This window comes from Rhodococcus sp. MSC1_016, from assembly GCF_023667485.2.
Classification (GTDB): domain Bacteria; phylum Actinomycetota; class Actinomycetes; order Mycobacteriales; family Mycobacteriaceae; genus Rhodococcus_F; species Rhodococcus_F oxybenzonivorans.
Map to the genome: position 1 here is coordinate 5,908,998 of NZ_JAMOZI020000001.1, position 20,359 is coordinate 5,929,356.

Annotated in this window: 20 protein-coding genes and 2 pseudogenes; 15 read left to right on the forward strand and 7 right to left on the reverse strand. The window is 66.2% G+C overall.

Going from position 1 to position 20,359, the window contains the following annotated elements; all coding sequences use genetic code 11:
* Positions 1-39: 39 nt before the first annotated feature.
* The 4 genes from L1080_RS27590 to L1080_RS27605 all read left to right on the forward strand — a co-directional run bounded on the left by L1080_RS27590 (position 40) and on the right by L1080_RS27605 (position 5,655).
* The gene (locus L1080_RS27590; RefSeq protein WP_250766841.1) at positions 40-1,545 is read left to right on the forward strand and encodes an aldehyde dehydrogenase family protein; all 1,506 of its coding nucleotides are present in this window, start codon (positions 40-42) and stop codon (positions 1,543-1,545) included.
* Positions 1,546-1,714: 169 nt separating this feature from the next.
* Positions 1,715-3,253: an APC family permease gene (locus L1080_RS27595; RefSeq protein WP_250766844.1), complete on the forward strand. Its 1,539-nt coding sequence runs from the start codon at positions 1,715-1,717 to the stop codon at positions 3,251-3,253.
* Positions 3,250-5,196, forward strand: coding sequence for a primary-amine oxidase (locus L1080_RS27600; protein ID WP_250766847.1), 1,947 nt, complete (start codon positions 3,250-3,252; stop codon positions 5,194-5,196). The genes L1080_RS27595 and L1080_RS27600 overlap by 4 nt, the downstream gene beginning before the upstream one ends.
* 3 nt (positions 5,197-5,199) lie before the next feature.
* Positions 5,200-5,655: a hypothetical protein gene (locus tag L1080_RS27605; protein WP_250766850.1), complete on the forward strand. Its 456-nt coding sequence runs from the start codon at positions 5,200-5,202 to the stop codon at positions 5,653-5,655.
* Positions 5,656-5,661: 6 nt separating this feature from the next.
* On the opposite strand, the gene L1080_RS27610 is transcribed toward L1080_RS27605, so the two are convergent.
* The gene (locus L1080_RS27610; RefSeq protein WP_250766853.1) at positions 5,662-6,240 is read right to left on the reverse strand and encodes a GNAT family N-acetyltransferase; all 579 of its coding nucleotides are present in this window, start codon (positions 6,238-6,240) and stop codon (positions 5,662-5,664) included.
* Positions 6,241-6,351: 111 nt separating this feature from the next.
* Between L1080_RS27610 and L1080_RS27615 the strand changes: the two genes are divergently transcribed.
* Together L1080_RS27615 and L1080_RS27620 are read left to right on the forward strand one after the other, a co-directional pair.
* Positions 6,352-6,963 (forward strand): type 1 glutamine amidotransferase family protein, encoded by a 612-nt coding sequence (locus tag L1080_RS27615; RefSeq protein ID WP_250766857.1) that lies wholly within the window; start codon positions 6,352-6,354, stop codon positions 6,961-6,963.
* Entirely contained in the window at positions 6,960-7,418 is a 459-nt protein-coding gene (locus L1080_RS27620; protein WP_159922966.1) for a MarR family winged helix-turn-helix transcriptional regulator, read from the forward strand. Before L1080_RS27615 ends, L1080_RS27620 begins: the two co-directional genes overlap by 4 nt.
* Positions 7,419-7,428: 10 nt before the next feature.
* Here L1080_RS27620 and L1080_RS27625 read toward each other — a convergent pair whose 3' ends face one another.
* The 3 genes and pseudogenes from L1080_RS27625 to L1080_RS27635 form a co-directional block, all read right to left on the reverse strand.
* Positions 7,429-8,811, reverse strand: coding sequence for an FAD-binding oxidoreductase (locus L1080_RS27625; protein ID WP_374432810.1), 1,383 nt, complete (start codon positions 8,809-8,811; stop codon positions 7,429-7,431).
* A 62-nt stretch (positions 8,812-8,873) separates the two neighbouring features.
* Complete coding sequence (locus L1080_RS27630; protein WP_250766860.1) at positions 8,874-9,284, reverse strand: zinc-binding dehydrogenase; 411 nt, start codon at positions 9,282-9,284, stop codon at positions 8,874-8,876.
* Between the two features lie 170 nt (positions 9,285-9,454).
* Positions 9,455-9,928 (reverse strand): annotated as a pseudogene (locus L1080_RS27635) (alcohol dehydrogenase catalytic domain-containing protein); the annotation flags it as partial.
* Here L1080_RS27635 and L1080_RS27640 point away from each other — a divergent pair.
* The gene (locus tag L1080_RS27640) at positions 9,896-10,297 is read left to right on the forward strand and encodes a winged helix-turn-helix transcriptional regulator (protein WP_250766867.1); all 402 of its coding nucleotides are present in this window, start codon (positions 9,896-9,898) and stop codon (positions 10,295-10,297) included. The pseudogene L1080_RS27635 and the gene L1080_RS27640 overlap by 33 nt on opposite strands.
* A gap of 36 nt (positions 10,298-10,333) precedes the next feature.
* On the opposite strand, the gene L1080_RS27645 is transcribed toward L1080_RS27640, so the two are convergent.
* On the reverse strand, positions 10,334-10,573 hold the full coding sequence (locus L1080_RS27645; RefSeq protein WP_250766870.1) for a DUF6400 family protein: 240 nt from the start codon (positions 10,571-10,573) through the stop codon (positions 10,334-10,336).
* Positions 10,574-10,804: 231 nt separating this feature from the next.
* On the opposite strand from L1080_RS27645, the gene L1080_RS27650 reads away from it, so the two are divergent.
* Complete coding sequence (locus L1080_RS27650) at positions 10,805-13,015, forward strand: acyltransferase family protein (protein ID WP_250766873.1); 2,211 nt, start codon at positions 10,805-10,807, stop codon at positions 13,013-13,015.
* Between the two features lie 12 nt (positions 13,016-13,027).
* Here the strand turns inward: L1080_RS27650 and L1080_RS27655 are convergent, their stop codons facing one another.
* The gene (locus L1080_RS27655; protein WP_250766876.1) at positions 13,028-14,743 is read right to left on the reverse strand and encodes a cutinase family protein; all 1,716 of its coding nucleotides are present in this window, start codon (positions 14,741-14,743) and stop codon (positions 13,028-13,030) included.
* 210 nt (positions 14,744-14,953) lie between these two features.
* Between L1080_RS27655 and L1080_RS27660 the strand changes: the two are divergent.
* From L1080_RS27660 to L1080_RS27670, 3 genes and pseudogenes are all read left to right on the forward strand, one after another.
* Positions 14,954-15,283, forward strand: a pseudogene (locus L1080_RS27660) (phosphate signaling complex PhoU family protein); the annotation flags it as partial.
* A 946-nt stretch (positions 15,284-16,229) separates the two neighbouring features.
* On the forward strand, positions 16,230-16,469 hold the full coding sequence (locus L1080_RS27665) for a hypothetical protein (RefSeq protein ID WP_308202103.1): 240 nt from the start codon (positions 16,230-16,232) through the stop codon (positions 16,467-16,469).
* 34 nt (positions 16,470-16,503) lie between these two features.
* Entirely contained in the window at positions 16,504-16,923 is a 420-nt protein-coding gene (locus tag L1080_RS27670) for an ANTAR domain-containing protein (protein ID WP_308202104.1), read from the forward strand.
* Positions 16,924-16,964: 41 nt separating this feature from the next.
* On the opposite strand, the gene L1080_RS27675 is transcribed toward L1080_RS27670, so the two are convergent.
* Positions 16,965-17,855, reverse strand: a complete 891-nt coding sequence (locus L1080_RS27675) for a GAF domain-containing protein (protein ID WP_250766879.1) — start codon at positions 17,853-17,855, stop codon at positions 16,965-16,967.
* Between the two features lie 62 nt (positions 17,856-17,917).
* Here L1080_RS27675 and L1080_RS27680 point away from each other — a divergent pair, with 62 nt between their 5' ends.
* The 4 genes from L1080_RS27680 to L1080_RS27695 all read left to right on the forward strand — a co-directional run bounded on the left by L1080_RS27680 (position 17,918) and on the right by L1080_RS27695 (position 19,710).
* Positions 17,918-18,196, forward strand: coding sequence for a hypothetical protein (locus L1080_RS27680; protein ID WP_250767893.1), 279 nt, complete (start codon positions 17,918-17,920; stop codon positions 18,194-18,196).
* A 337-nt stretch (positions 18,197-18,533) separates the two neighbouring features.
* On the forward strand, positions 18,534-18,713 hold the full coding sequence (locus L1080_RS27685) for an SDR family oxidoreductase (protein WP_374432816.1): 180 nt from the start codon (positions 18,534-18,536) through the stop codon (positions 18,711-18,713).
* A 19-nt stretch (positions 18,714-18,732) separates the two neighbouring features.
* Complete coding sequence (locus tag L1080_RS27690) at positions 18,733-18,879, forward strand: hypothetical protein (RefSeq protein ID WP_250766881.1); 147 nt, start codon at positions 18,733-18,735, stop codon at positions 18,877-18,879.
* 18 nt (positions 18,880-18,897) lie between these two features.
* Complete coding sequence (locus tag L1080_RS27695) at positions 18,898-19,710, forward strand: Rieske 2Fe-2S domain-containing protein (RefSeq protein WP_250766884.1); 813 nt, start codon at positions 18,898-18,900, stop codon at positions 19,708-19,710.
* Positions 19,711-20,359: the final 649 nt, after the last annotated feature.

The window sequence follows — 20,359 nt, forward strand, 5'->3', positions numbered from 1 at the left end:
TTCATTCACTGATTCATTCACCCCATCGAAGAGGACATGATGACTGCAGTCGTTCACACCCCAGCCGGACTCGACCCCCGGGTCGTCGACTTCGTTTCGTCACCGAAGCGCATGTTCGTCGACGGCCGATGGGTGGACTCGGCGTCGGGCATGACGTTCGAGACGGTCGATCCCGCCACCGGACAGGTGATCACGACAGTGCCGCACGCCGGAATCGAAGACGTGGACCGGGCGGTAGCGGCGGCCCGGCGGGCCTTCGAGTCCGGGCCGTGGCGCTCGCTCACTCCCGCGGAACGTCAGCGGATCCTCTGGAAGATCGGTGAGGGGATTCTGGCCCGGGCCGATCAGTTCGCGCAGCTCGAGTCGATCGACAACGGCAAGTCCGTGGCGGTCGCGAAGGCCGTCGACGTGACGTGGGCCGCGGAGATCTTCTTCTACTACGCAGGCTGGGCCACCAAGATCGAAGGCCGCACCATCCCCGTGTCGGTGCCGTGGGCGCCCGGAGCCCGATTCCACGCCTTCACCACCCGCGAACCGGTCGGCGTGTGCGCGCAGATCATCCCCTGGAACTTCCCGTTGGTGATGGCCGCGTTCAAGGTGGCACCGGCACTGACCTGCTCGAACACCATGATCCTCAAGCCCGCGGAGCAGACACCGCTCACCGCGCTGCTCCTCGCCGAGGTGATCGCCGAGGCCGGGGTCCCCGACGGCGTGTTCAACGTGCTTACCGGTTTCGGTGACATCGGCGCGGCCCTGTCGAGCCACGACGACGTCGACAAGGTCGCGTTCACCGGTTCGACCGAGGTCGGAAAGAAGATCGTCAATGCTGCGTCGGGGAACCTGAAGAAGGTGTCCCTCGAACTCGGTGGCAAGAGCCCGCAGGTGATCTTCTCCGACGCCGACCTCGAGGCTGCGATTCCCGGCGTGGCCAGCGGGTTCCTGTTCAACCACGGCCAGGCCTGCACGGCGGGAACGCGCCTGCTCGTCGAGGACCGGATATTCGACGAATTCACGTCCGGCGTCGCCGATTTCGCGAAGTCGCAGAAGATCGGACCGGGACTCGACCCCACCAACGACATCGGCCCGCTGATCTCCCAGGAGCAGTTGGGCAAGGTCACCGGATACATCGACGCCGGACTCGCCGACGGTGCCCGCGCGCTCTCGGGTGGGCAGCGGCACGGCGACACCGGGTTCTACGTCGAGCCCACCCTGCTGGTCGACGTGAACCGGAACTTCAGCGTGTACCAGGAGGAAATCTTCGGCCCCGTCGCGGTGGCGGTGCCGTTCAGCCGGGAGGAAGGCGTCCGCGCGGCCGCCAACGACACCCCCTACGGCCTTGCCGCCAGCGTATGGACCCGGGACGTGTCCCGCGCCCACGAGGTGGCCGCCGAGATCAAGGCGGGCACGGTGTGGGTGAATTGCCACAATGCGTTCGACACGGCGCTTCCGTTCGGTGGTTACAAGCAGTCCGGGTGGGGCCGCGAACTCGGTGAAGGCGCCATCGCCGAATACACCCAGAGCAAGTCTGTCAACATCGCCCTCTAGATTCCTCGACCCGACCCGAATGAGAATCGTCCTGCGTGCGTTCTCATTTGCTGTCGACGGACTGTGACGCTTCGGCAACTGCGCCGACAACCCGCAGTCGCATGCTCGTCCCAGAGCTCACCGCGGAGCATCCACGCAGACCCTCTCCTCGTGAAAGTCGAAGGAATCCATGACAACCAACGCTCCCACGCACTCGAGTGCGGTCAGCGACGGCACCCCTCGCAGACTGGCAGGCACCCTCGGTCCGGGTGCCATCGTGTTCATGGTCGTCGCAGCAGCGGCCCCGTTGACCGTGATCGCCGGAACGGTCCCTCTGGGCATCGCAGCGGGCAACGGCGCCGCCTATCCAGCGTCCTACATCGTCTGCACGGTGGTATTGCTGTTCTTCGCCGTCGGATTCACGGCGATGGCCAAGCACCTCCCCGGCGCCGGCGCGTTCTACACCTACATCACGCAGGGACTGGGCCGGCATGCCGGTCTCGGCTCCGCATTCCTCGCGTTGCTGTCCTACACGGCAGTCCAGGGCGCGGTGTACGGATACATCGGAGCCGCCGTCAACGATTTCGTCACCGCTCACGGCGGGCCCGAACTTCCCTGGTACGTGTGGGCGCTGGCCGTGACGGCCGTGGTCGCCATCCTCGGATACCGGCACATCGACCTGTCCGGCAAGGTGCTCGGCGTTCTGCTCGTCTGCGAGGTCGGAATCGTCCTCGTCATCGACGCCGCCGTCATCGTCCGGGGCGGCGGTGACGAGGGATTCTCGACGGCGGCGTTCCACCCCGCCGAGTTCTTCTCCGGAGCACCCGGCATCGCACTGATCTTCGCCATCGCCGGGTACATCGGCTTCGAGGCCACCGCCGTCTTCCGGGACGAGGCCCGCGACCCGGGCCGCACCATTCCCCGGGCCACTTACCTGGCGTTGCTGGTGATCGGCGGCTTCTACGCACTGTCGAGTTGGGCGATGGTCAGCGCGTGGGGCGACGAGGGTGCCGTGGCCATCTCGACCGAGAATCCGGAGGGGATGATCACCGAGACCGCCACCCGCTACGTGGGCGCGATCGCCGGCGACCTGGTCCAGATCTTCCTGATCACGAGCCTGTTCGCCGCCCTGCTGTCCTTCCACAACGTGCTCTCCCGGTACATCTTCTCCCTCGGGAACAGTGCGGCCCTGCCGGCGGGATGCGGCCGCTCGCACGTCAAGCACGCGTCGCCGTACATCGCGTCGGTCGTGCAGACCGCGTCCGCTCTCGTCCTGATCGTCGCGTCCGCCGTTGCCGGACTCGACCCGGTGACCGAGGTGTTCGCGTGGTTCGCCGGTGTGTCCTCGGTCGGCATCGTCGCACTGATGACGCTGACCTCCGTGGCCGTCCTCGTCTACTTCGGCCGGACCCGCGTGGACCGGCGGGTGTGGAACACCGTGATCGCACCACTGCTCGGGCTCGTCGGCCTGGCCGGGCTTCTGATCATGACCGTCGCCAACCTTCCCCTTCTCGTCGGCGGGTCGGGCACTCTCGCCGCCGTCATCGGGGTCCTGCTCATAGGAACCTTCGCCGGCGGAGCGGCCGTCGCTGTGCTCCGACCTCACGCCGCACGGCATGACACCGCTGCGTCGCAGCACATCGACACCGCTGCGTCGCAGCATATCGACACCGCTCTACCGCAGCAAGACACGAACGACACCATCATCGACAAGGAGATCGCACGATGAGTACCGCCACCACCGAGACCCCGGCCACCGTCGGTTCCGCCGCCCCGGACCATCCGCTCACCCCGTTGTCGGCGGACGAGATCCGTTCGGCGAAAGCACTCCTCACCGACGAGGGACTGATCGGCGAGAACGTGCGCTTCGTCTTCGTCGCGCTCGCCGAGCCGCACAAGTCGACGGTCCTCGCATTCACGCCCGGCGACCCGATCGAGCGACGCGCCCGGATCCTGCTGCTCGATCGCTCCACCGGCATCGGCACCGACCTCGTCGTGTCGGTGACGGAGAACCGCGTGATCAGCAGGGCCACTGTCGATTCCGCCACCGACGGCCACGTGCCGATCCTCGACGAGGAGTTCGAGGACATCGAGGCGTTCCTGCTCGGCAGCACCGACTGGCTCGCGGCGATGGCGAAGCGCGGCATCGAGCCGTCGAAGGTCCGGGCAGTTCCCTTGTCGGCCGGCGTGTTCGGTCACGAGGACGAGGTCGGGCACCGCATCGTCCGCGTCCTTGCCTTCCACCAGGAGGACAAGGCGGACCTGCCGTGGGCGCACCCCATCGACGGGGTCGTGGCGTACGTCGACCTCACCGAGCGCCGCGTCGCGAAGGTGGTCGACGAGATCGAGCTTCCCGTCCCCGCCGAGCGCGGCGAATGGAACGCCGAACCGCACGCCACACCCACCCGCACCGACCTCAAGCCGATCGAGATCACCCAGCCCGAGGGCGCCAGCTTCTCCGTCGACGGCAACGAGATCACGTGGGCCGACTGGAAGTTCCGCTTCGGTTTCGATGTGCGTGAGGGCCTGACGCTGCACCAGCTCTCGTTCGACGACGGGGGAGTGGAACGTCCCGTGATCTATCGTGCCTCGATCGCCGAGATGGTGGTTCCCTACGCCGATCCCTCCCCGGTCCGGTACTGGCAGAACTACTTCGACCAGGGCGAGTACCTGTTCGGCCGGTACACCAACTCGCTCGAACTCGGCTGCGACTGCCTCGGTGAGATCCAGTACTTCGACGTCACGATCGCCGACGAGTCCGGTGACCCGCGCGTCATGAAGAACGCGATCTGCCTTCACGAGGAGGATTACGGCGTCCTGTGGAAGCACACGGACATGTTCAACGGAATGACCGAGACCCGCCGCTCACGACGCCTCGTCATCTCGTTCTTCCTCACGATCGGCAACTACGACTACGGGTTCTACTGGTACCTCTACCTCGACGGCACCATCGAACTCGAGGCGAAGGCCACCGGAATCGTCTTCACGTCCGCCTACCGCGGTGCCGACGGATTCTCCACCCAGATGGCACCCGGGCTCGGCGCCCCGTTCCACCAGCACCTCTTCTCCGCCCGGCTCGACATGGCCGTCGACGGCAACGTGAACACCGTCGAGGAAGTGGATGCTGTCCCCGTCCCGGTGGGCCCGGAGAACCCGTGGGGCAATGCCTTCCGCTGCCAGAAGACCAAGCTGACCACCGAATCCGAGGGGCAACGCACCGCCGACAACCTCAAGGCCCGGGTCTGGCACATCACCAATCCCACCAAGCAGAACCGCCTGGGGCAGGACGTCGGGTACGCGCTGCACCCCGAAGGCCAGCCGGTGCTCCTGGCAGACCCGTCCAGTTCGATTGCCTCCCGCGCCGCGTTCGCAACCAAGCATCTATGGGTCACGCAATACGACGAGTCCGAGCGTTATCCCGCAGGCGACTTCGTCAACCAGCACCCCGGCCAGGCCGGCCTGCCGACGTTCGTGGCAGGCAACCGGGACATCGAGGGGCAAGACCTGGTGCTGTGGCACACGTTCGGGCTCACGCACTTCCCCCGGCCCGAGGACTGGCCGGTCATGCCGGTCGACTACGCCGGGTTCAAGCTTAAGCCGGTGGGCTTCTTCGACCGCAACCCGGCGCTGAACGTGCCGGCGAGTACGTCGAAGCATTGCTGTGAAGGCTGAGCTGTGATCATCGCTGCCGCGCTGACGACCGCCCGCCCCGCCAATTTCTGGTGGCGGCGGGTGGCCGTGGTGCTTGCGCTGTTTTCTTCAGGGCTGCATATCGCTGCACTCGGCGACCATCGGGCGTCACCACTGATGGTGTTGCTTACGGTTGGCATGCTGCTCGGATGCCTCCACTGCGCCCGACACTTGTGGATGAGAGATAACTCCCGCGACTGGGGATGGGTCGCGATCATGAACGTCGGCATGATCGCGCTGCATACAGTGGACTTCGGTCCGTCCGTGAGCGGCCACCACGGCCACATGACCCGTGCCGCGAACCCGACGGCGGTCGGGCATGCACTGTCCCTGCCCATGGCAGCAGCTCTTCTCACCGCAGCCCTCGAAGCGGTCATTGCTCTGTCCATGGTCTTCTATCGCACGCGGAGCACAGACCCGTTGGCACCGAACCGGGACTGATCTTCCTCAGATCGCGGGCCGGTGCATTCTCCACACCTCGAGTCCGTCGTCGAGGACGACATGGTCGGCGACAGCGAAGTTGTGACGTTCGTACAGCGGCAGGTTCCGGTGTGTCGAGGTATCGAGCCAACATGCCGCGTTGCGTCGGTCGAGTTCGGCCAGTCCGACTTTCAGAAGGTCACCGCCCAGTCCTCGACCTCGCGCTGCACGGGATACTCCGGCGGTCGCCAAGCACCAGGCGTTGCCCGGAACGTCCATCGCGGACAAACGCTGTTCCGCTTGGGCGGCGTGCTCGAAACGATCCCCATGGAGTTCGACGATCTTCGCTACGAGCGATTCTTCCGGGTCGGGCAGGTCCGGCGGGATGAACGCTACGACACCGTTGTGCTCTTCGTCGATGTACGCGAGACCGTGTGGCAGCGCCATGTGCCCGAGATACAGGCGCTGAAGCTCGGTCACACGCTGCTGGTGTGAGTCCGCGGCGACGCACCAGTTGGTCCATGGGTAGTCGGCGAACGCGTCACCGAGGACGGTCGCGGCACGGTCGACGTCCGTCGTCGTCATCCGGCGAATGGAGGTTGGCATGACCGCACTACATCACGTCCGCTCAAACCGAAGCCAGTGATTTATCGGCCCGCGGAGCCGCAGTCGATCGCCACTATTGACAGAATGCTGTCATAATGACAGCATTCTGTCATGACTGAAACAGTGCACGTCGCGGTATACGACACCTTCGCCGACTGGGAGGTAGGTCATGCGATCGCCCACATAAACAAGCCCACCTGGCACAAGCAGCCCGGTCGCTACGCCGTCAGTACGGTTGGGTCCACCCTGGATCCGATCACCACGATGGGCGGCATGCGCGTAGTCCCGGACACCGCGTTGGACAAGATTCGGCCGCAGGACAGTGCGATGCTGATTCTCGCGGGTAACGACATCTGGCCCACCGAGCAGTTCGCGCCCTTCGCCGAGAAAGCGCGCGAATTCCTCGCCGCCGGGGTTCCGGTGGCGGCGATCTGCGGTGCAACAGGGGGCCTCGCACTCGCCGGGTTGCTCGACGATCGTGAGCACACCAGCAACGCCGCCGAATTCCTCGAGGGTGTCGGATACGCCGGTGGAAGTCTCTACCGTGATGAGCCGGCCGTCACGGATCGCGATCTCATTACCGCCAGTGCCACTGCGCCGGTAGAGTTCGCACGCGAAATCCTCGCTCGGCTGGATGTATTCGAGCCCAGCGTTCTCGCGTCCTGGTTCAAGCTCTACGGCCACCGCGATCCGGCCGGATTCTATGAACTCATGGCCGTATGAGTGAGCGGCCCGAACAGGAACTGCTCAGCGGGGCAGCCCTCGCAACGTTCCGGCTCAACGGTCAGTTTCTCGCTGTGGCCGAGGAATTGGCACGTCCGGCGGGGCTCACGGCCGCGTGGTGGCAGGTTCTCGGCGCCGTACTGAACCAGCCGCTGACGGTTGCCGGCGTCGCACGGGAAATGGGCATCACGCGCCAGAGCGTGCAGAGGATCGCCGACCTGCTCGTCGATCGTGGACTCGCCGAGTATCAGCCGAATCCCGCTCATCGACGAGCCAAGCTCATTACTCCCACGCCGGCGGGACGTGCAGCGGTGACCGGCATCGACCCCGCGCACGCTGCCTTCGCCGCTCGCCTGGCCGAGGCCATGGGACCCGACAAGTTACGTGATGCGCTCGCAGCGATGCGCCGGCTTTCGGCCGTTCTCGACGATCTTGCCGACCAGGAAGGTCCGTAGTTGTTCGATCTCACGGCCTGCGTGCGGGAAGGATGTGGGGGTTCAGGATCCCGGCGGGGTCCAGCGCTGCCCGTATCGACCGCATGATGTCGAGGTCGACCGCACTTCGTCCGAGTGTCATCCAGGGGGCCTTGGCCCGCCCGACACCGTGTTCGGCGCTGATGCTCCCGTTGTGGTCGGTGACGAGATGAAAAACGAAGTCGGACAGAGTGTCCCGCTGTTCAGGCGCGGCGTCGAGAAGATTGACGTGGATGTTGCCGTCGGCCACGTGCCCGAAACAGATCGCCCGCACTCCGGGGAAGCGTCGATCGAGGCCGGTGGTCAGCTCGTTCAGGAAGGCCTCGATGTCGCGCAGCGGCGTCGAAATGTCCAACTTCACGGGTGGCGTGGACGAAGCGGCGCCCACCGACTCGGTGTGGCTCTCCCTGTATTGCCACAGCCTGTGCGCCGGTCCTTCCTCCACGACGGCGTCGAGCACGACTTCATGGCTGTCGTCGAGAACCTCGAGGAGTGTGGTCTCCGCGTCCTCGCGACCGGACACCTCCACCAGGACACAGAACGGTGCGTCGGCCGAAAGGGGTCGCCGGAGTTGCTGATGTTCGCAGACCAGGTCGATACCCGACCTCGTCATCAGCTCCGCGGCGTCGAGCGTCAGCCCGGCGCGCTCGAGGTGATCCACCACCATCAGTGCGTCACCCACCGAACCGACTGCGACGAAAGCGACCCGAGTTGCGCTCGGGGGTAGTACGAGTCGCATCAGGACGCGAGTAATCACGGCGAGTGTGCCCTCGGAGCCGGCGAGAAGGCCGGGCAGGCCGTACCCCACGTTGTCTTTCGTCAGCTCTTTCCATCGGGTCAGAACGCGCCCGTCGGACAGCACCGCCTCGATGCCGAGCAGCTGAGACCTGGTGTCGCCGTTCTTGATGACCCGGATGCCCCCGGCGTTGGTCGCGACGATCCCGCCGAGGGTTGCCGATTCGCGGGAGGCAAGGTCCACACCGAGCTCCACTCCGTGTTCGCGGGCCGCGTCGCGGGCGCGGGCAATGGTCACACCCGCTCCCGCGGCAATGGTGCGGCCGATCGGGTCGACGTGTTCGATGACGGAAAGCCGGGTAGTGCTGAGCACCACCTCCCCGTCCATCGGGATCGACCCACCGACCAGACCGGTGTTGCCGCCCTGGGGAACCACGGCGACGCCGGCGCGGGAGCAGAGGGCGAGAACCGCCGAAACCTGCCCGGTGTCGGCGGGCCGGACCACGGCGGTGGTGTTCCCATGCCAGTGCCCGGTCCAGTCGGTGACATATCCGGCAACCACGCCGGGATCGGTGAGCACGTGGGACGCACCGACGATGTCGGCGAGCTCGTCGAGGAACGACTGCATCGACACGGTCATGATTGCCTCCTCTCGACGAGATGTCGCAGTCCATCATCGGCGATGTGAAGGGGGTTCGGGAATCAGCGTTCGAAGGTGAGCACCCAGCGTCCACGCGAGCCGCCCGCATCGAGGGCCGCCAACGCCTCATTCGCCTTCTCGAGCGGATAAGTTCCGGCGATCCGTACCGCGAGCGGGGCGCTCTCGCGTCCCGTGCGTGCGACAGAGCTGAGCAATTTCTCGAGCCTGGCACCGTCGTGGTGGACCATCACGGCCTGAACGTCGACGCCGCGCGCGGCCCCGGGCTTTGCCGGCGGCACGACGCCCACATAGGTTCCGCCGTCGTCCACCGCGGAAACCGCCGCGTCTCCGAGTACCGCGGTATCGAACACGGCGTCGAACCGGGTCGGCGGAATTTCGCCGAGAACCTGTACCGCACCGCGGACCGCAGAAAGTCGGTGTCGGTGGGGCGGCCGAGTGCGCTGACCGTCCATCCCCTCTCGACCGCGAGCGGGACGGCGAACCCGCCCACTCCACCGGCCGCGCCGGTCACCAGCAGCGTTCTGCCCGCGGGGTCACCGAGGAGATCGAGTGCCTGATCTGCGGTCGACAGGTTGAGGGGCAGCGTTGCCGCCCCGGCGAAATTCAGGCCATCCGGAATGCGGGCCACCGCAGTGGCCGGAACGACGACATAGTCCGCGAAGGCGCGGAGCGGCGCATCCAACCGGTCGTGCAGGGCGACGACCCTCGTGCCGACGGCGGGTCCCACCACGCCATCACCCAGCGCGTCCACGATCCCGGCCGCATCCCAGCCCAGGCCCGCGCCCTCGGGCTGATCTATCCATCCGAGCCGGTGATAGATGCCTTGCCTGGTCTGAGAGTCCACCGGATTGACCGCCGCCGCGCGGAGTTCGATTCGGACTTCCCCGGGTCCCGCCTCCGGCACTGCCACCTCGATGGTCTTCACGTCCTCGGCCCCGGTTGTCACGATTGCTCGCATGGTGCTCCCCTTCGGTAGTCGCTGTTGCCGGTTCAGAATCGCCTGACTACTCTCCGTTGGGAAGTAGGCACCTGAAAGTGCGTAACGAAGCAAAAGGGGCGCCCGATGGCGACGACAACCGCAGGACAAGCGCGACATGCGGCAAAGCAAGAGTATGACGTGTATCTGGCGAACTGCCCGAGTCGTCAGCTCCTCGACCGCATCAGCGACAAGTGGGTGTCGCTCATTCTCGTCGCGCTGGGTGAGGGTTCGCGAAGGTACTCCGAACTGGCGCGCGAACTCGCCGGGGTCAGTCAGAAGATGCTGACCCAGACGCTTCGAGCGCTCGAACGGGACGGTCTCGTCGCACGCGAAGTGACTGCGGCGGTGCCCGTCCGCGTCGACTACGAGCTCACCGAACTCGGTAGGTCGCTACTGCCGATCCTCAGAGCGGTCAAACAGTGGGCGGAACACAACATGGACGACGTGACCACGGCTCGTGAGAGGTACGACGGCCGCGCGCAGTAGTCGCGACCTACTGCTGCGACGCAGGAATAAGACGGATCAATCGGTGACGCGGCCTACCGTCCGATCCGGGAGCACACCCGCCGCCACCAGTTCGTCGTAGATGCGCTGCTGCTCGGCGTCGAGACCCGAATACAGCAGGTCGTAGGCGCGCTCTTCTTCCGCGAGGACGGCGACAGGGTTCCAGTCGTCCCCGATCGCCTCCAGCACCGCGGTACGCCGTCGTGCTTCGTCGAGCGTGAGATCGAGCGCGAATGACAGTTCGGAATGGCCGCTCATCGGATCACCTTCGTTTTCGCAGTCGATATCGAAGGGCACAGGGTTACTCGAGCAGGTCCAAGATCACAATGACCTGGATCACGATCGGGAAGATCGCCCACTCGGTGACGTCGAGTGCGGACATGCTGCAGGCTGACGCGGCGTGGCTGTCGGGTACCCTGCCGCATCGTTGGCAATATGACGGGTGCCACAGGAATCCGCGGCTGGCTTCGGGAGAGGACCGATGGTCGAGTGAATATCGTCGAGACTCCGGAACGGCGGCGCGGAGCCGGTCGTCATCGCCCCGATCGTGGAGCGCCGGAGCGTCCAGACAATCGGCGAGCACCCGGCACCGGGTTCCGCACCGACATCGAAGGCTTGCGGGCCGTCGCAGTGCTGGCAGTCGTGTTGTTCCACGCGGGCGTTCCCGGCCTCGACGGCGGATTCGTGGGCGTCGATGTGTTCTTCGTCGTCTCCGGCTTCCTCATCACCGGGCTGCTGTGGCGGGACGTGACCGCCACCGGGAATGTGCGGCTCGCCCGGTTCTACGCGGCGCGGGCCAGGCGGCTGCTGCCCGCCGGTGTCACCGTGCTGGTGGTCACCGCGGTCGGTGCGGCCATGCTCCTGCCACCGCTGCAGGCCCGGGCCGTTCTGGGTGACGGGATAGCCAGCGCGCTCTACGTCGGCAACTACCGGCTCGCCCTGCAGGGCACCGACTACCTGTCCGCCGATACACCTCCGTCGCCGTTTCAGCATTATTGGTCACTCGGCGTGGAAGAACAGTTCTACCTGTTGTGGCCTGCCCTGATCATCGGCACGGTCTGGCTGGTTCGGCGCGCGCGAAGGCGTGCCGACGGCGAGACTGCACCCTCCGTGTGGCCGTTTCTATTCGGTCTCACACTCGTGACGGCCGTGTCGTTCGCGATTTCGATGGCCTGGACGAGCACGCTGCCGCCGTGGGCGTACTTCTCCCTGCCCTCGCGGGCGTGGGAACTGGCCGCCGGCGGGCTGGTCGCGTTGTCCGTCCCGTTGTGGCTCCGGTTGCCGGCGCTTCCCGCTGCCGTCGCCGGGTGGGCGGGACTGGTCCTGATTCTTCTGGGCTGTTTCGCGCTGGACGAGACGACGCCCTACCCCGGGACCGCCGCACTGCTGCCCGTGCTCGGCACGGTGCTGGTGATCGGCGCCGGCTGCGCCGAACCCCGACTGGGCGCCGGCCGCGGACTCTCGCTTGCCCCGATGCGGGCGATAGGCCGGGTGTCGTACTCCTGGTACCTCTGGCACTGGCCCGTGCTGCTGCTCTTGCCGCCCCTGCTCGGCCATTCCCTGAGCCTCTTCGACCGGCTCGCGGCGGTCGCGCTGTCCGGCGGCCTCGCCGTCCTCACGCTGCGACTCATCGAGAACCCCGCACGGTTCGCTGCTCCACTGCGTCGGTCGGACACGCGCAGCCTGGCTCTCGGCGGCGCCGTCACCGCGCTCGCCGTCTGCGCGGCGCTCGTACTGCTGATATTGCGACCTATGCCGGTGGGCCAGGGTGCTGCGGCCGAGGCGCTCACGGTCACCGCGCCGGAGGTCACGGCGGTCCCCACCGTCGACCCGCACGACGCGGCGGTGCAGCAAGTGACCGCACAGGTGGCGGCCGCGGTCGCGCACTCGGCCGAGCTGCGCGCCGTCCCGTCCAATCTGACCCCGTCGCTCGCCGACGCCCCGGCCGACAAGCCGGCGGTTTTCAACAATGGCTGCGTGCGCTCCTGGCTCGAGGTCGGTCTGGAGGACTGCGTGTCGGGTGATCCTGCTTCGGTTACCACGGTGGCCCTCGTCGGTGACTCGCATGCTGCGATGTGGCACCCGGCGTTCGAGCCGGTCGCCGAGCAGCGACACTGGCGGCTCACGACGATGGGCAAGGTCACCTGTCCCTTGATGGAGCTTCCCATCACCAGTCCGTATCTCGGCCGGGCGTACTCCGAGTGCGAGCAGTGGCGCGGCGAGGTGACCGCCCGGTTACAGGCCGAGCGTCCGCAGTTGATTGTGGTGAGCATGTCCCGGCGGTACGGCGGCGACTTCGGATTCACCACCTACGACCCGGCCTGGATCGACGGCGTGACCCGCATGGTGGCGCAATTGCGGTCCACCGGCGCGGCCGTTCTGGTTCTCGGCCCGATCCCCGATCCGCGGTCCACCGTGCCGACCTGTCTGTCCGGCCACCTCGACGACGCCACGGCCTGCTCGCCGCCGCACGGTGCCGCGGTGAACTCCGCCGGTATCGCGGCCGAGGCGGCGGCGACCGCGGCCGGCGGGGGTCAGTACGCCGACCTCACCTCGCTCTTCTGCACCCCCGACCGCTGTCCGGTGATCGTCGGCAACGACCTGGTGTACCGCGACGACAACCATCTGACGCTCGGGCACGCCCAGAACCTCGCTCCCGTCGTCGGTGCCCTCGCCGACCGCGCTCTCGCCCGGCGCTGAGCGGCAGTTTCTCTATTGCACCGGCGACGGTGGGACGGTCGTGGTGGTCGGGATCGTCGTCGTTTCCGGTTCGGCCACCTCTACCGTCGTCGGGACCTCTTGCTGGGTGGACGGGGTGTCGGTGGCTGTCATCGCCGCGGACGGTGACGGCTCCTCCGAGAACGCGGCCGACGTGTCGGGCGCGACCACTGCCGCCGTGGGTGCCACGGGAGCGGCGGTGGGGTCGGCCGACGATGTCGTCGTCGGCACGGTGGACGAATCAGTCGAAGACAGAAGCTCTTTCGTCGCGGTGGACGTCGTCGAGGTAGTCGACGCGGTGTCGCTCGGGTCCGCTGTCGAGGCGGACGACGCGACGAGAGCGGTTGCGGACGCGTCGGCGGCGGTGGCCGCCGGCTGTCCCTTCTCTGCTTCCCGGGCCAGATGAGTCAGCCAGGCGGCGGCGTATTGCGAAGAGGTCAACGGCTTTCCGCCCGCGGGGTCGGCGTCGCGCCAATAGTCGAAGTGATGACCTGTTCCTGGACCGAGGGTCTGCTGATAGGGATCGCTCATCACCACGGCGACGGTGTTCTCGTTGTTCGCGATGAATCCGATGATCTCGTTGCGAACCTTGGCAGGCAGGTAGACCAGATCGATTGACTGGTTCGGCGAGAGCGGTCCGGCGGGTGTATTCGACTGTGCCACTGGGGTACCGGGCTTGTAGGCGGGGTCCGACACCTTGATGAGAACGTCGAGGAACGTCTCGTCCGACTGCATCCAGTTCTCCTGCGACTGGATGTCGGCAAACGCGGCGAGGGCGATCTGTCCGAGGACCGTCGCCATGTCCTGTGCTGTCGCGATGGTCAGCCCTTCGCGTTCGAGCGCATCGACGTTCAGTTGTCTGCCCACGTTGACGGCGAGCTGCAGCAGGGCGATGTTGTCCGGCGCGGAGCAGGTCAGATCTCCTTCCGAACAGAAGGACGCCACTTTGCCGTCCAGTGCGCCGAATCCGCCGGATGTGCCCGGGAGGGCGCCCCGCCCCGGAGCGCTGTTGCCGCCGGATTGGTAGGCGAGATCGAATCCGTCGGGATTGCGGAATTCGTTCTCGGCGCCGGGGAAGGGGCCCCCGCCGACTTCACGTCCGGCATCCGCCAGGATCACCACGCCGACCACGGATGCCGGGTCGACGATGTCGTAGCCGTCCTCGCCGACTTCCTGGTTGCCGACTTCCATCGCGACCCGGCGCGCCACATCGGCGCCCTCGCTGTAGCCGACGATGGCGAACTTCGTGTCCGGGCAGGAGGCGGCGATCGTGCGCATCACGGTTTCGGTGTTGTCGACACCGACATTCACCGCGTCCTCATACGACGACATGTTCGCCGGATAGTCGATGTAGACGGCGGCGTAGGAACCCTCGCCGACGGCCTGACCGGGTGCGTTGACCACCGGATCGACCCAGTCGCTGCTGTACTCGCTGGACAGAGCCGCCGGGAGAGGCGTGCCGTCGGGCGCCACCAGCATCTGGTGCGTGCCCGCGTGCGGCGCGTCGTTGCGCCCGGCCACTGCGATGCTCACCATGTCGTAACAGGCGGTCGAGGCTGCAGCAGTCAGGGCCGTGGCCGTCGTCGTCGGCGCCCCGGGGTTCGACCAGGGGGCGGCAAGCAGCGCGGCAAGTCCCAGCACGCCAGGCGCCAGCAGCCCCGACGCCATCCGGCGTCGGTGTGCCGCACGTGTCGTTACGCCATGTTTCATGGTCAACCTCATTCGGTCCGGCCCCGACCAATGACAATGCGTTACCAGGCACGTCGGAATCCGACACCGATGCGTTACACAGCCGACGTCCGGGCTAGCAGGGCGCAGGCACCCGAGGCGGATTCCAGCGGTCTTCGCAACACGCATGGTTTGGCAGATGCATATTGCAGCTCCGATTGAGGATCGGCTTACGGGATAGCGACCGGGCTGAGGACGATTCCGAACCACGTGGTCACCTCTGTTGAGGCCGAACAACTCCTCGGCCGGGTGGGGCGGGTGGCGGGTGGGTTGGCGGGTCTGGCCGAGCAGGTGCTCCGGACCCGGGATCCGTAGCTGGCCGCGGAACTGGATCGACGTGATGACGAGCTCGACAGTCTGCACCGTGAGCTGTTGGATCTGACTCAGGATCCCGCCTGGACCGACAGTGTCACTGTCGCCGTCGACGTGACCTTGCTGGGCCGGTTCTACGAACGGTTCGGTGACTACACCGTGGTGGTCGGCCGCCGGGTGATCTTCCTGGTGACCGGAAAACCGATGGCGCAGTACGCATTGCATCGGTGTCACGATCGGTGGGGGGGGGGGGGGAACCTCCGCCAGGCGGCGGTGTGCCGGTTCGCGTTCGGTATCCAAGCCGCGGGTTCCTCTGGCATCAGTTTTTGGAGTGTGTCGGTATGCGATGGTGGCGTAGACGAGTTGGACGTCGGTGACCACGCTGGGGCGAGTCCGAGAAACGTGTCGCGCACGCCCTGCCGACGGTCGCGCAGCGCCGTCATGTTGTCTAGGCGGCGTGAGTCGAAGAACGGCAGGCCGCATTTACCTGGGAGTTTGGTGCTTGACCAGGGTGCGGGTTCGGCGGTCGGGTGCTCATTTCGCGTGTTCGTGCAATGACCGACCGTATTTTACTGTTGCTTTAGCTGGAAATGCGGCGTAGACCGGAGGTACGGATCCACGACGGACCAAGGTCGGACCGGAAGAGAAGATTCTACCTCTCGGTTGTGGCGCCCAGCACGAGCTGTAGGCACCCACGCAAAGCAAAGCCCCCACAGTGGGCTCAGCGCGGTGAGCCTGCGTCAGGCGGGAAATGTCTCCTGACGCCGAGGCCACATTTTTACCGCGCAACCATGCACGCCTGGTAACCAGGTGGTTCGTGCTCGCGGGCGGGTCCCCTTTGGGTCAGGGGATCCGCCCGACGTGTGTATGCGGAACCCCAGGGTCTCGCTCCGTCATCGATCGAGCAAGCATTCGGACCCGCCCGGACCCGAATGTGACGATGTGACCTTATGTGACCGGCTACGGGCACAACAGCGTCGACAGGCAATCGACTTCCCCGGCCTGAATCGCGGGCGGATCGGCTCGGGCGACGAAGGCTCGAAAGTAGAGGCGTCGCCATACGCCTCCGGTTCGCTTTGCCGGTTCAAGCGCCCACCTCGGGGCCCGAAAACGCGGCGAGCGCCCCGCACTCACAAATTTTCGGAGGGCGCAGCACATGACTTCCCTCGACCACGAAGACCTCGGTAGATTGATGGCCGACGTCGCCCGGGGTTGGGCTGTGTCGTCCGATCTCGACTCCATTCTGCGTGGCATCACCGAGACCGCGGTGTCGATGATCCCCGGCGCCGACAGCGCCGACATCTTGGTGATCGCCGAGCGTAAGAGGTTCGAATCGCACGCCGCGACCTCCGATGTACCCGAACAGATGGACGCCCTTTCAGCAGCGTCTCGGTGAGGGCCCGTGTGTCGATGCCGCCCTCGATGCACGGATGACCCGCAGCAATGACCTCACCGAGGAGCGCCGGTGGCCACGGTTCACCCAGCACGCACTCGACGCCGGAGTGCGCAGCACCCTGTCCTTCCAGCTGTACACCGGTAACCACACCTCCGGTGCCCTCAACCTGTTCGGCAAGACCCGGCACGCCTTCGACGAGGAATCGGTGCTGATCGGAGAAGTCCTCGCAGCTCATGCGGCCATCGCGATCGCCGCGGCCCGCACAGCAGAGCAATTGTTATCGGCGGTGGCCAGTAGAGACCTGATCGGGCAGGCCAACGGCATGCTGATGGAACGGTTCGGGATCGACGCCGCCCAGGCGTTCGCGATGCTGACAAAACTCTCCCAGGACTCGAACACCCCACTGGCAGAGGTGGCGATGAAAATCGTCGACCTCGGCCCCGATCGACGCTGACGGCAGAATGGTCGATTCCGCGGCCTGCCGAAAACCGTAAATCAGGCCGGCTCGTCGACATAGCAACCTCGCTCAAGGATCCCGACATGGTCGGGAGAATCACGCACTGACCCGACGGGGGGCCCGCACGCCGAATGCGCAGATCGGGCGACACTGGATGCGTGCCAGGGCCGGGTGAGGTCCCCGTCGGTAGGTGTAAGACGACGGCGGTCCTGTCGCGACAACGGTCGCTGCCGTGGATTCGCATCAAGTTGTCGCCGTGGATCCGCATCTCGTTGTTGCCTCCGAGCAGAGCCGGTCCGGCAAGGGGTGCATGAAAGTGCAATGCTGTCGGCGACGATCAGTTGCCGCCGGAATCCTCGGGGCGGAATTCGAGGCGGGCGGTAATGACATCCTGGGCGATCACCGTGATCCTGCGGTGTTGTGCGAACGCCATCGCCCGTAATCGGGCGAGGGCATCGGCGGAATGATAGCCGGAGCTGCGCGGCCATCATTCCGGCGGCGACGTGCACATTGCCGCGCGGAAACAGGGCAGGATCCATCACTGTCGACGGATTACGCGAGGGATCGAGTTCCTCGACCACCGTCGGGCCGAGGACAGCGGCGTAGCCGACCGCGGCCCGATAGTGCTCGGCCGCGAGCGGCCCGGGTTGCCTGCGGTAGAGCTCGAGGACACCGATACGGGCGCCGTCCCCCAACCCGAGTGGGAACGCGAAGATTCCGTGAATACCGAGGTCGAGTATCTCGGGGACGAACATCGGCCACCGTGTTGTGGCGGCGGGATCGGCCATATCGGGGTGTAGTTCGGGCACCGATGAGCGGTACGCGGCCAGGCACGGGCCCTCGCCCAGGGTGAACTGAAGTTCGTCGATCTGCTCGGCGGCGGTGTCGGTGGCATACACCAGATCCCGGGTGGTGTCGGTGGCGAACACGCCAGCACTTCGGTGGAGTCGGAAACGTTGTCGCTTACCGCGACGCCCTACGCACAGGGAGCGTGCCGACGCCGATCGATGTTGTTCGGTGGACGGACTGGATCAACAAGAGCAGGGCGCGGATACGCTTTCAGCCCGCGGTCGCGGTGCTCTTCCTCGTGCTGGGGCTGCTGAATCTGCTCACTGGTCGCGTTCTCTTCCCGGCCGAGAGTGTTCAACCGTTGTGGCTCGCCGCAATGCACTTGCTCATCGCTGCAGTCATAGTGTTCGAGTGGCGCACCACCGTCCTCAGGCTGGACCGGCTGCGCGCGAGGCTCGAGCATTCTCGGCCACCGGCATAGACGCTGTCAGCACATGGTCGCACGCGTGACGGGGCTGCGGAGGGCGGAGCGAAGAACGGCCTGGTAACGCCTCCAGCTGCGGGTCGATGCCGAGCGTCTTTCCGGTCTCGGCGACGGCGGCGTTGCCGGGGAACGGGGCACCGGTGTCGGGGCCGACGAGAACGAATTCTTCTTCGACGCCGACTGCGGGGATGGGTCCCGCCAGGGGGGCGGGTGCGTCCGGTGGATGGCCGTGTACGCCGTCGCACACTGGTCGATGCGCACCATGGCCCGGAGTTGGCCGTACCGCAGACACCGATCGTCGCCCGACTGCCGGCGTCGGCATCGCAGTCGGCCGATGACCCCCGGGCACGCGCACAGACAGCACCTCGACGCGCCAGACTGTGAGAGTCTGGCCGCTGCTTCCGACCAGATTGAAATCGCCGCGGCCGTTGCCTTCCTCGCCTCCGACGGACCCGCATTCATCACCGGTCAGACCCTCGCGGTCAACGGTGGAGCCCTCGTCGTCGGCGCCTGATCTCTCCGAAAGGACCCTTGTGACCACCTCGATCCCCACCCCCACCAAACGTGAACTGGCCGAAGCGTCGATGCGCCGCTCCTGGTTTCCGGTCGCGCGCCTCTGCGACCTCGACAAGCCCCAGACGGCCCACGCTTCTCGGCGTCAGCCTGGTGATCTACCGTGACGGTGAGGGCGGATCTCGGTGCAGTCGCGACGCTGCCCGCACCGCGGCGGCGACCTGTCCATGGGCGAAGTGCGCCAGAGCTCGATCGGCTGCCCGTACCACGGCTGGGAGTTCTCCAGCGCCGACGGCAGCTGTAGCCGCATCCCGTCCTTGGCCGATCAGGGCAAGATTCCGCCGCGTGCCTCGATCGCCACCTATCCCGCGGTAGAGCGGTTCGGACACGTCTGGACGGTGCTCGAGGACCCGATCCGCGACATGTACGAGATCGACGAGTGGCAGGGCCTGGACCTCGAATGGCTTGCCGCCGAACCCATCGACTCATCTGTCGGGGTCGGCGTGACGATCGAGAACTTCCGCGACGTCGCATACTTCCCCTTCGTCCACAAGATGTCGATGGGCCCGACGCCGGAGGTCGTCGAACCGCTGAACGTCAACAGGGACGGACTCGACGTCTGGATGGACCGCCCGCTCGACGCCGGCTCCGGTGACTGGGCCGACGGCGACTGCATGATGCGGTACCGCTGCTCCGCACCGGGTCTCGCGTCCATCACGTACCACTACGAGAAGCTGGGGCGCCGCGTTGTCGCCGGGTTTCCGTCACCCATCGACTACGAGCACGTCAAGATCTTCTGGGGCGTCGCCAACGAGGTCGGCTACCGCGGCGCCGACCTGGAGGATGCCTGCGCGTCGAGGAGATGGTGTACCTCGAGGACATCCCGATCGTCGAATTCATCGACCCCGCGAAATTCCTTGGGATTCCGAGTACCAGGAATTTCTCCGTACCCGCCGACCTGTTCACCCTCAACTACCGGCGCTCGTTCACCGAGCTGATGAACCGCGTCAAGGACGGCAGTCATGTCAACCAGTCGTCTGACGCGCAGACCCTTCCACTCCGCGTCGTCGCCGCCCACTGGGAGGCTAAGTCGATCACCTCGTACGAGTTCGCGCGCGCGGACGGCGGTGAGCTGCCTGCCTGGGAGCCGGGTGCTCACGTCGACGTGCATCTGCCGTCGGGGATGGTCCGGCAATACTCGCTGTGCGGCGACCCGGCCGACTCGACGCGGTACCGCATCGCCGTCCTCGAACTGCCCGCGGGCCGGGGAGGCTCGGTGGAGGTCCATCGTGAGCTGCGTCCGGGTCGCGTGATCGAGATCGGCCTGCCACGCTCGAGCTTTATTCTGGCCGAGGCGGACCGGTACGTGTTCGTCGCCGGCGGGATCGGTATCACCCTAATGCTGCCGATGATCCGGGAAGTGCAACGGCGCGGCGGAGCCTGGGAACTGGTGTACGGCGCGCGCACCGCCGAGCACTTCGCATTCGTGAGCGTTAGCCACAATGGTCTATCGGCACTGCCGACAGATGGTGCACGGTGTCGTTGCTGGGGAAGGTCGACGGCGCAGGTCCTCGGAAATCAGTGCGGTCCGCTTGTGATTGGTCGGCGGTTCGATTTCGTGGCGGTGAGAGGACTGAAATGTCGATA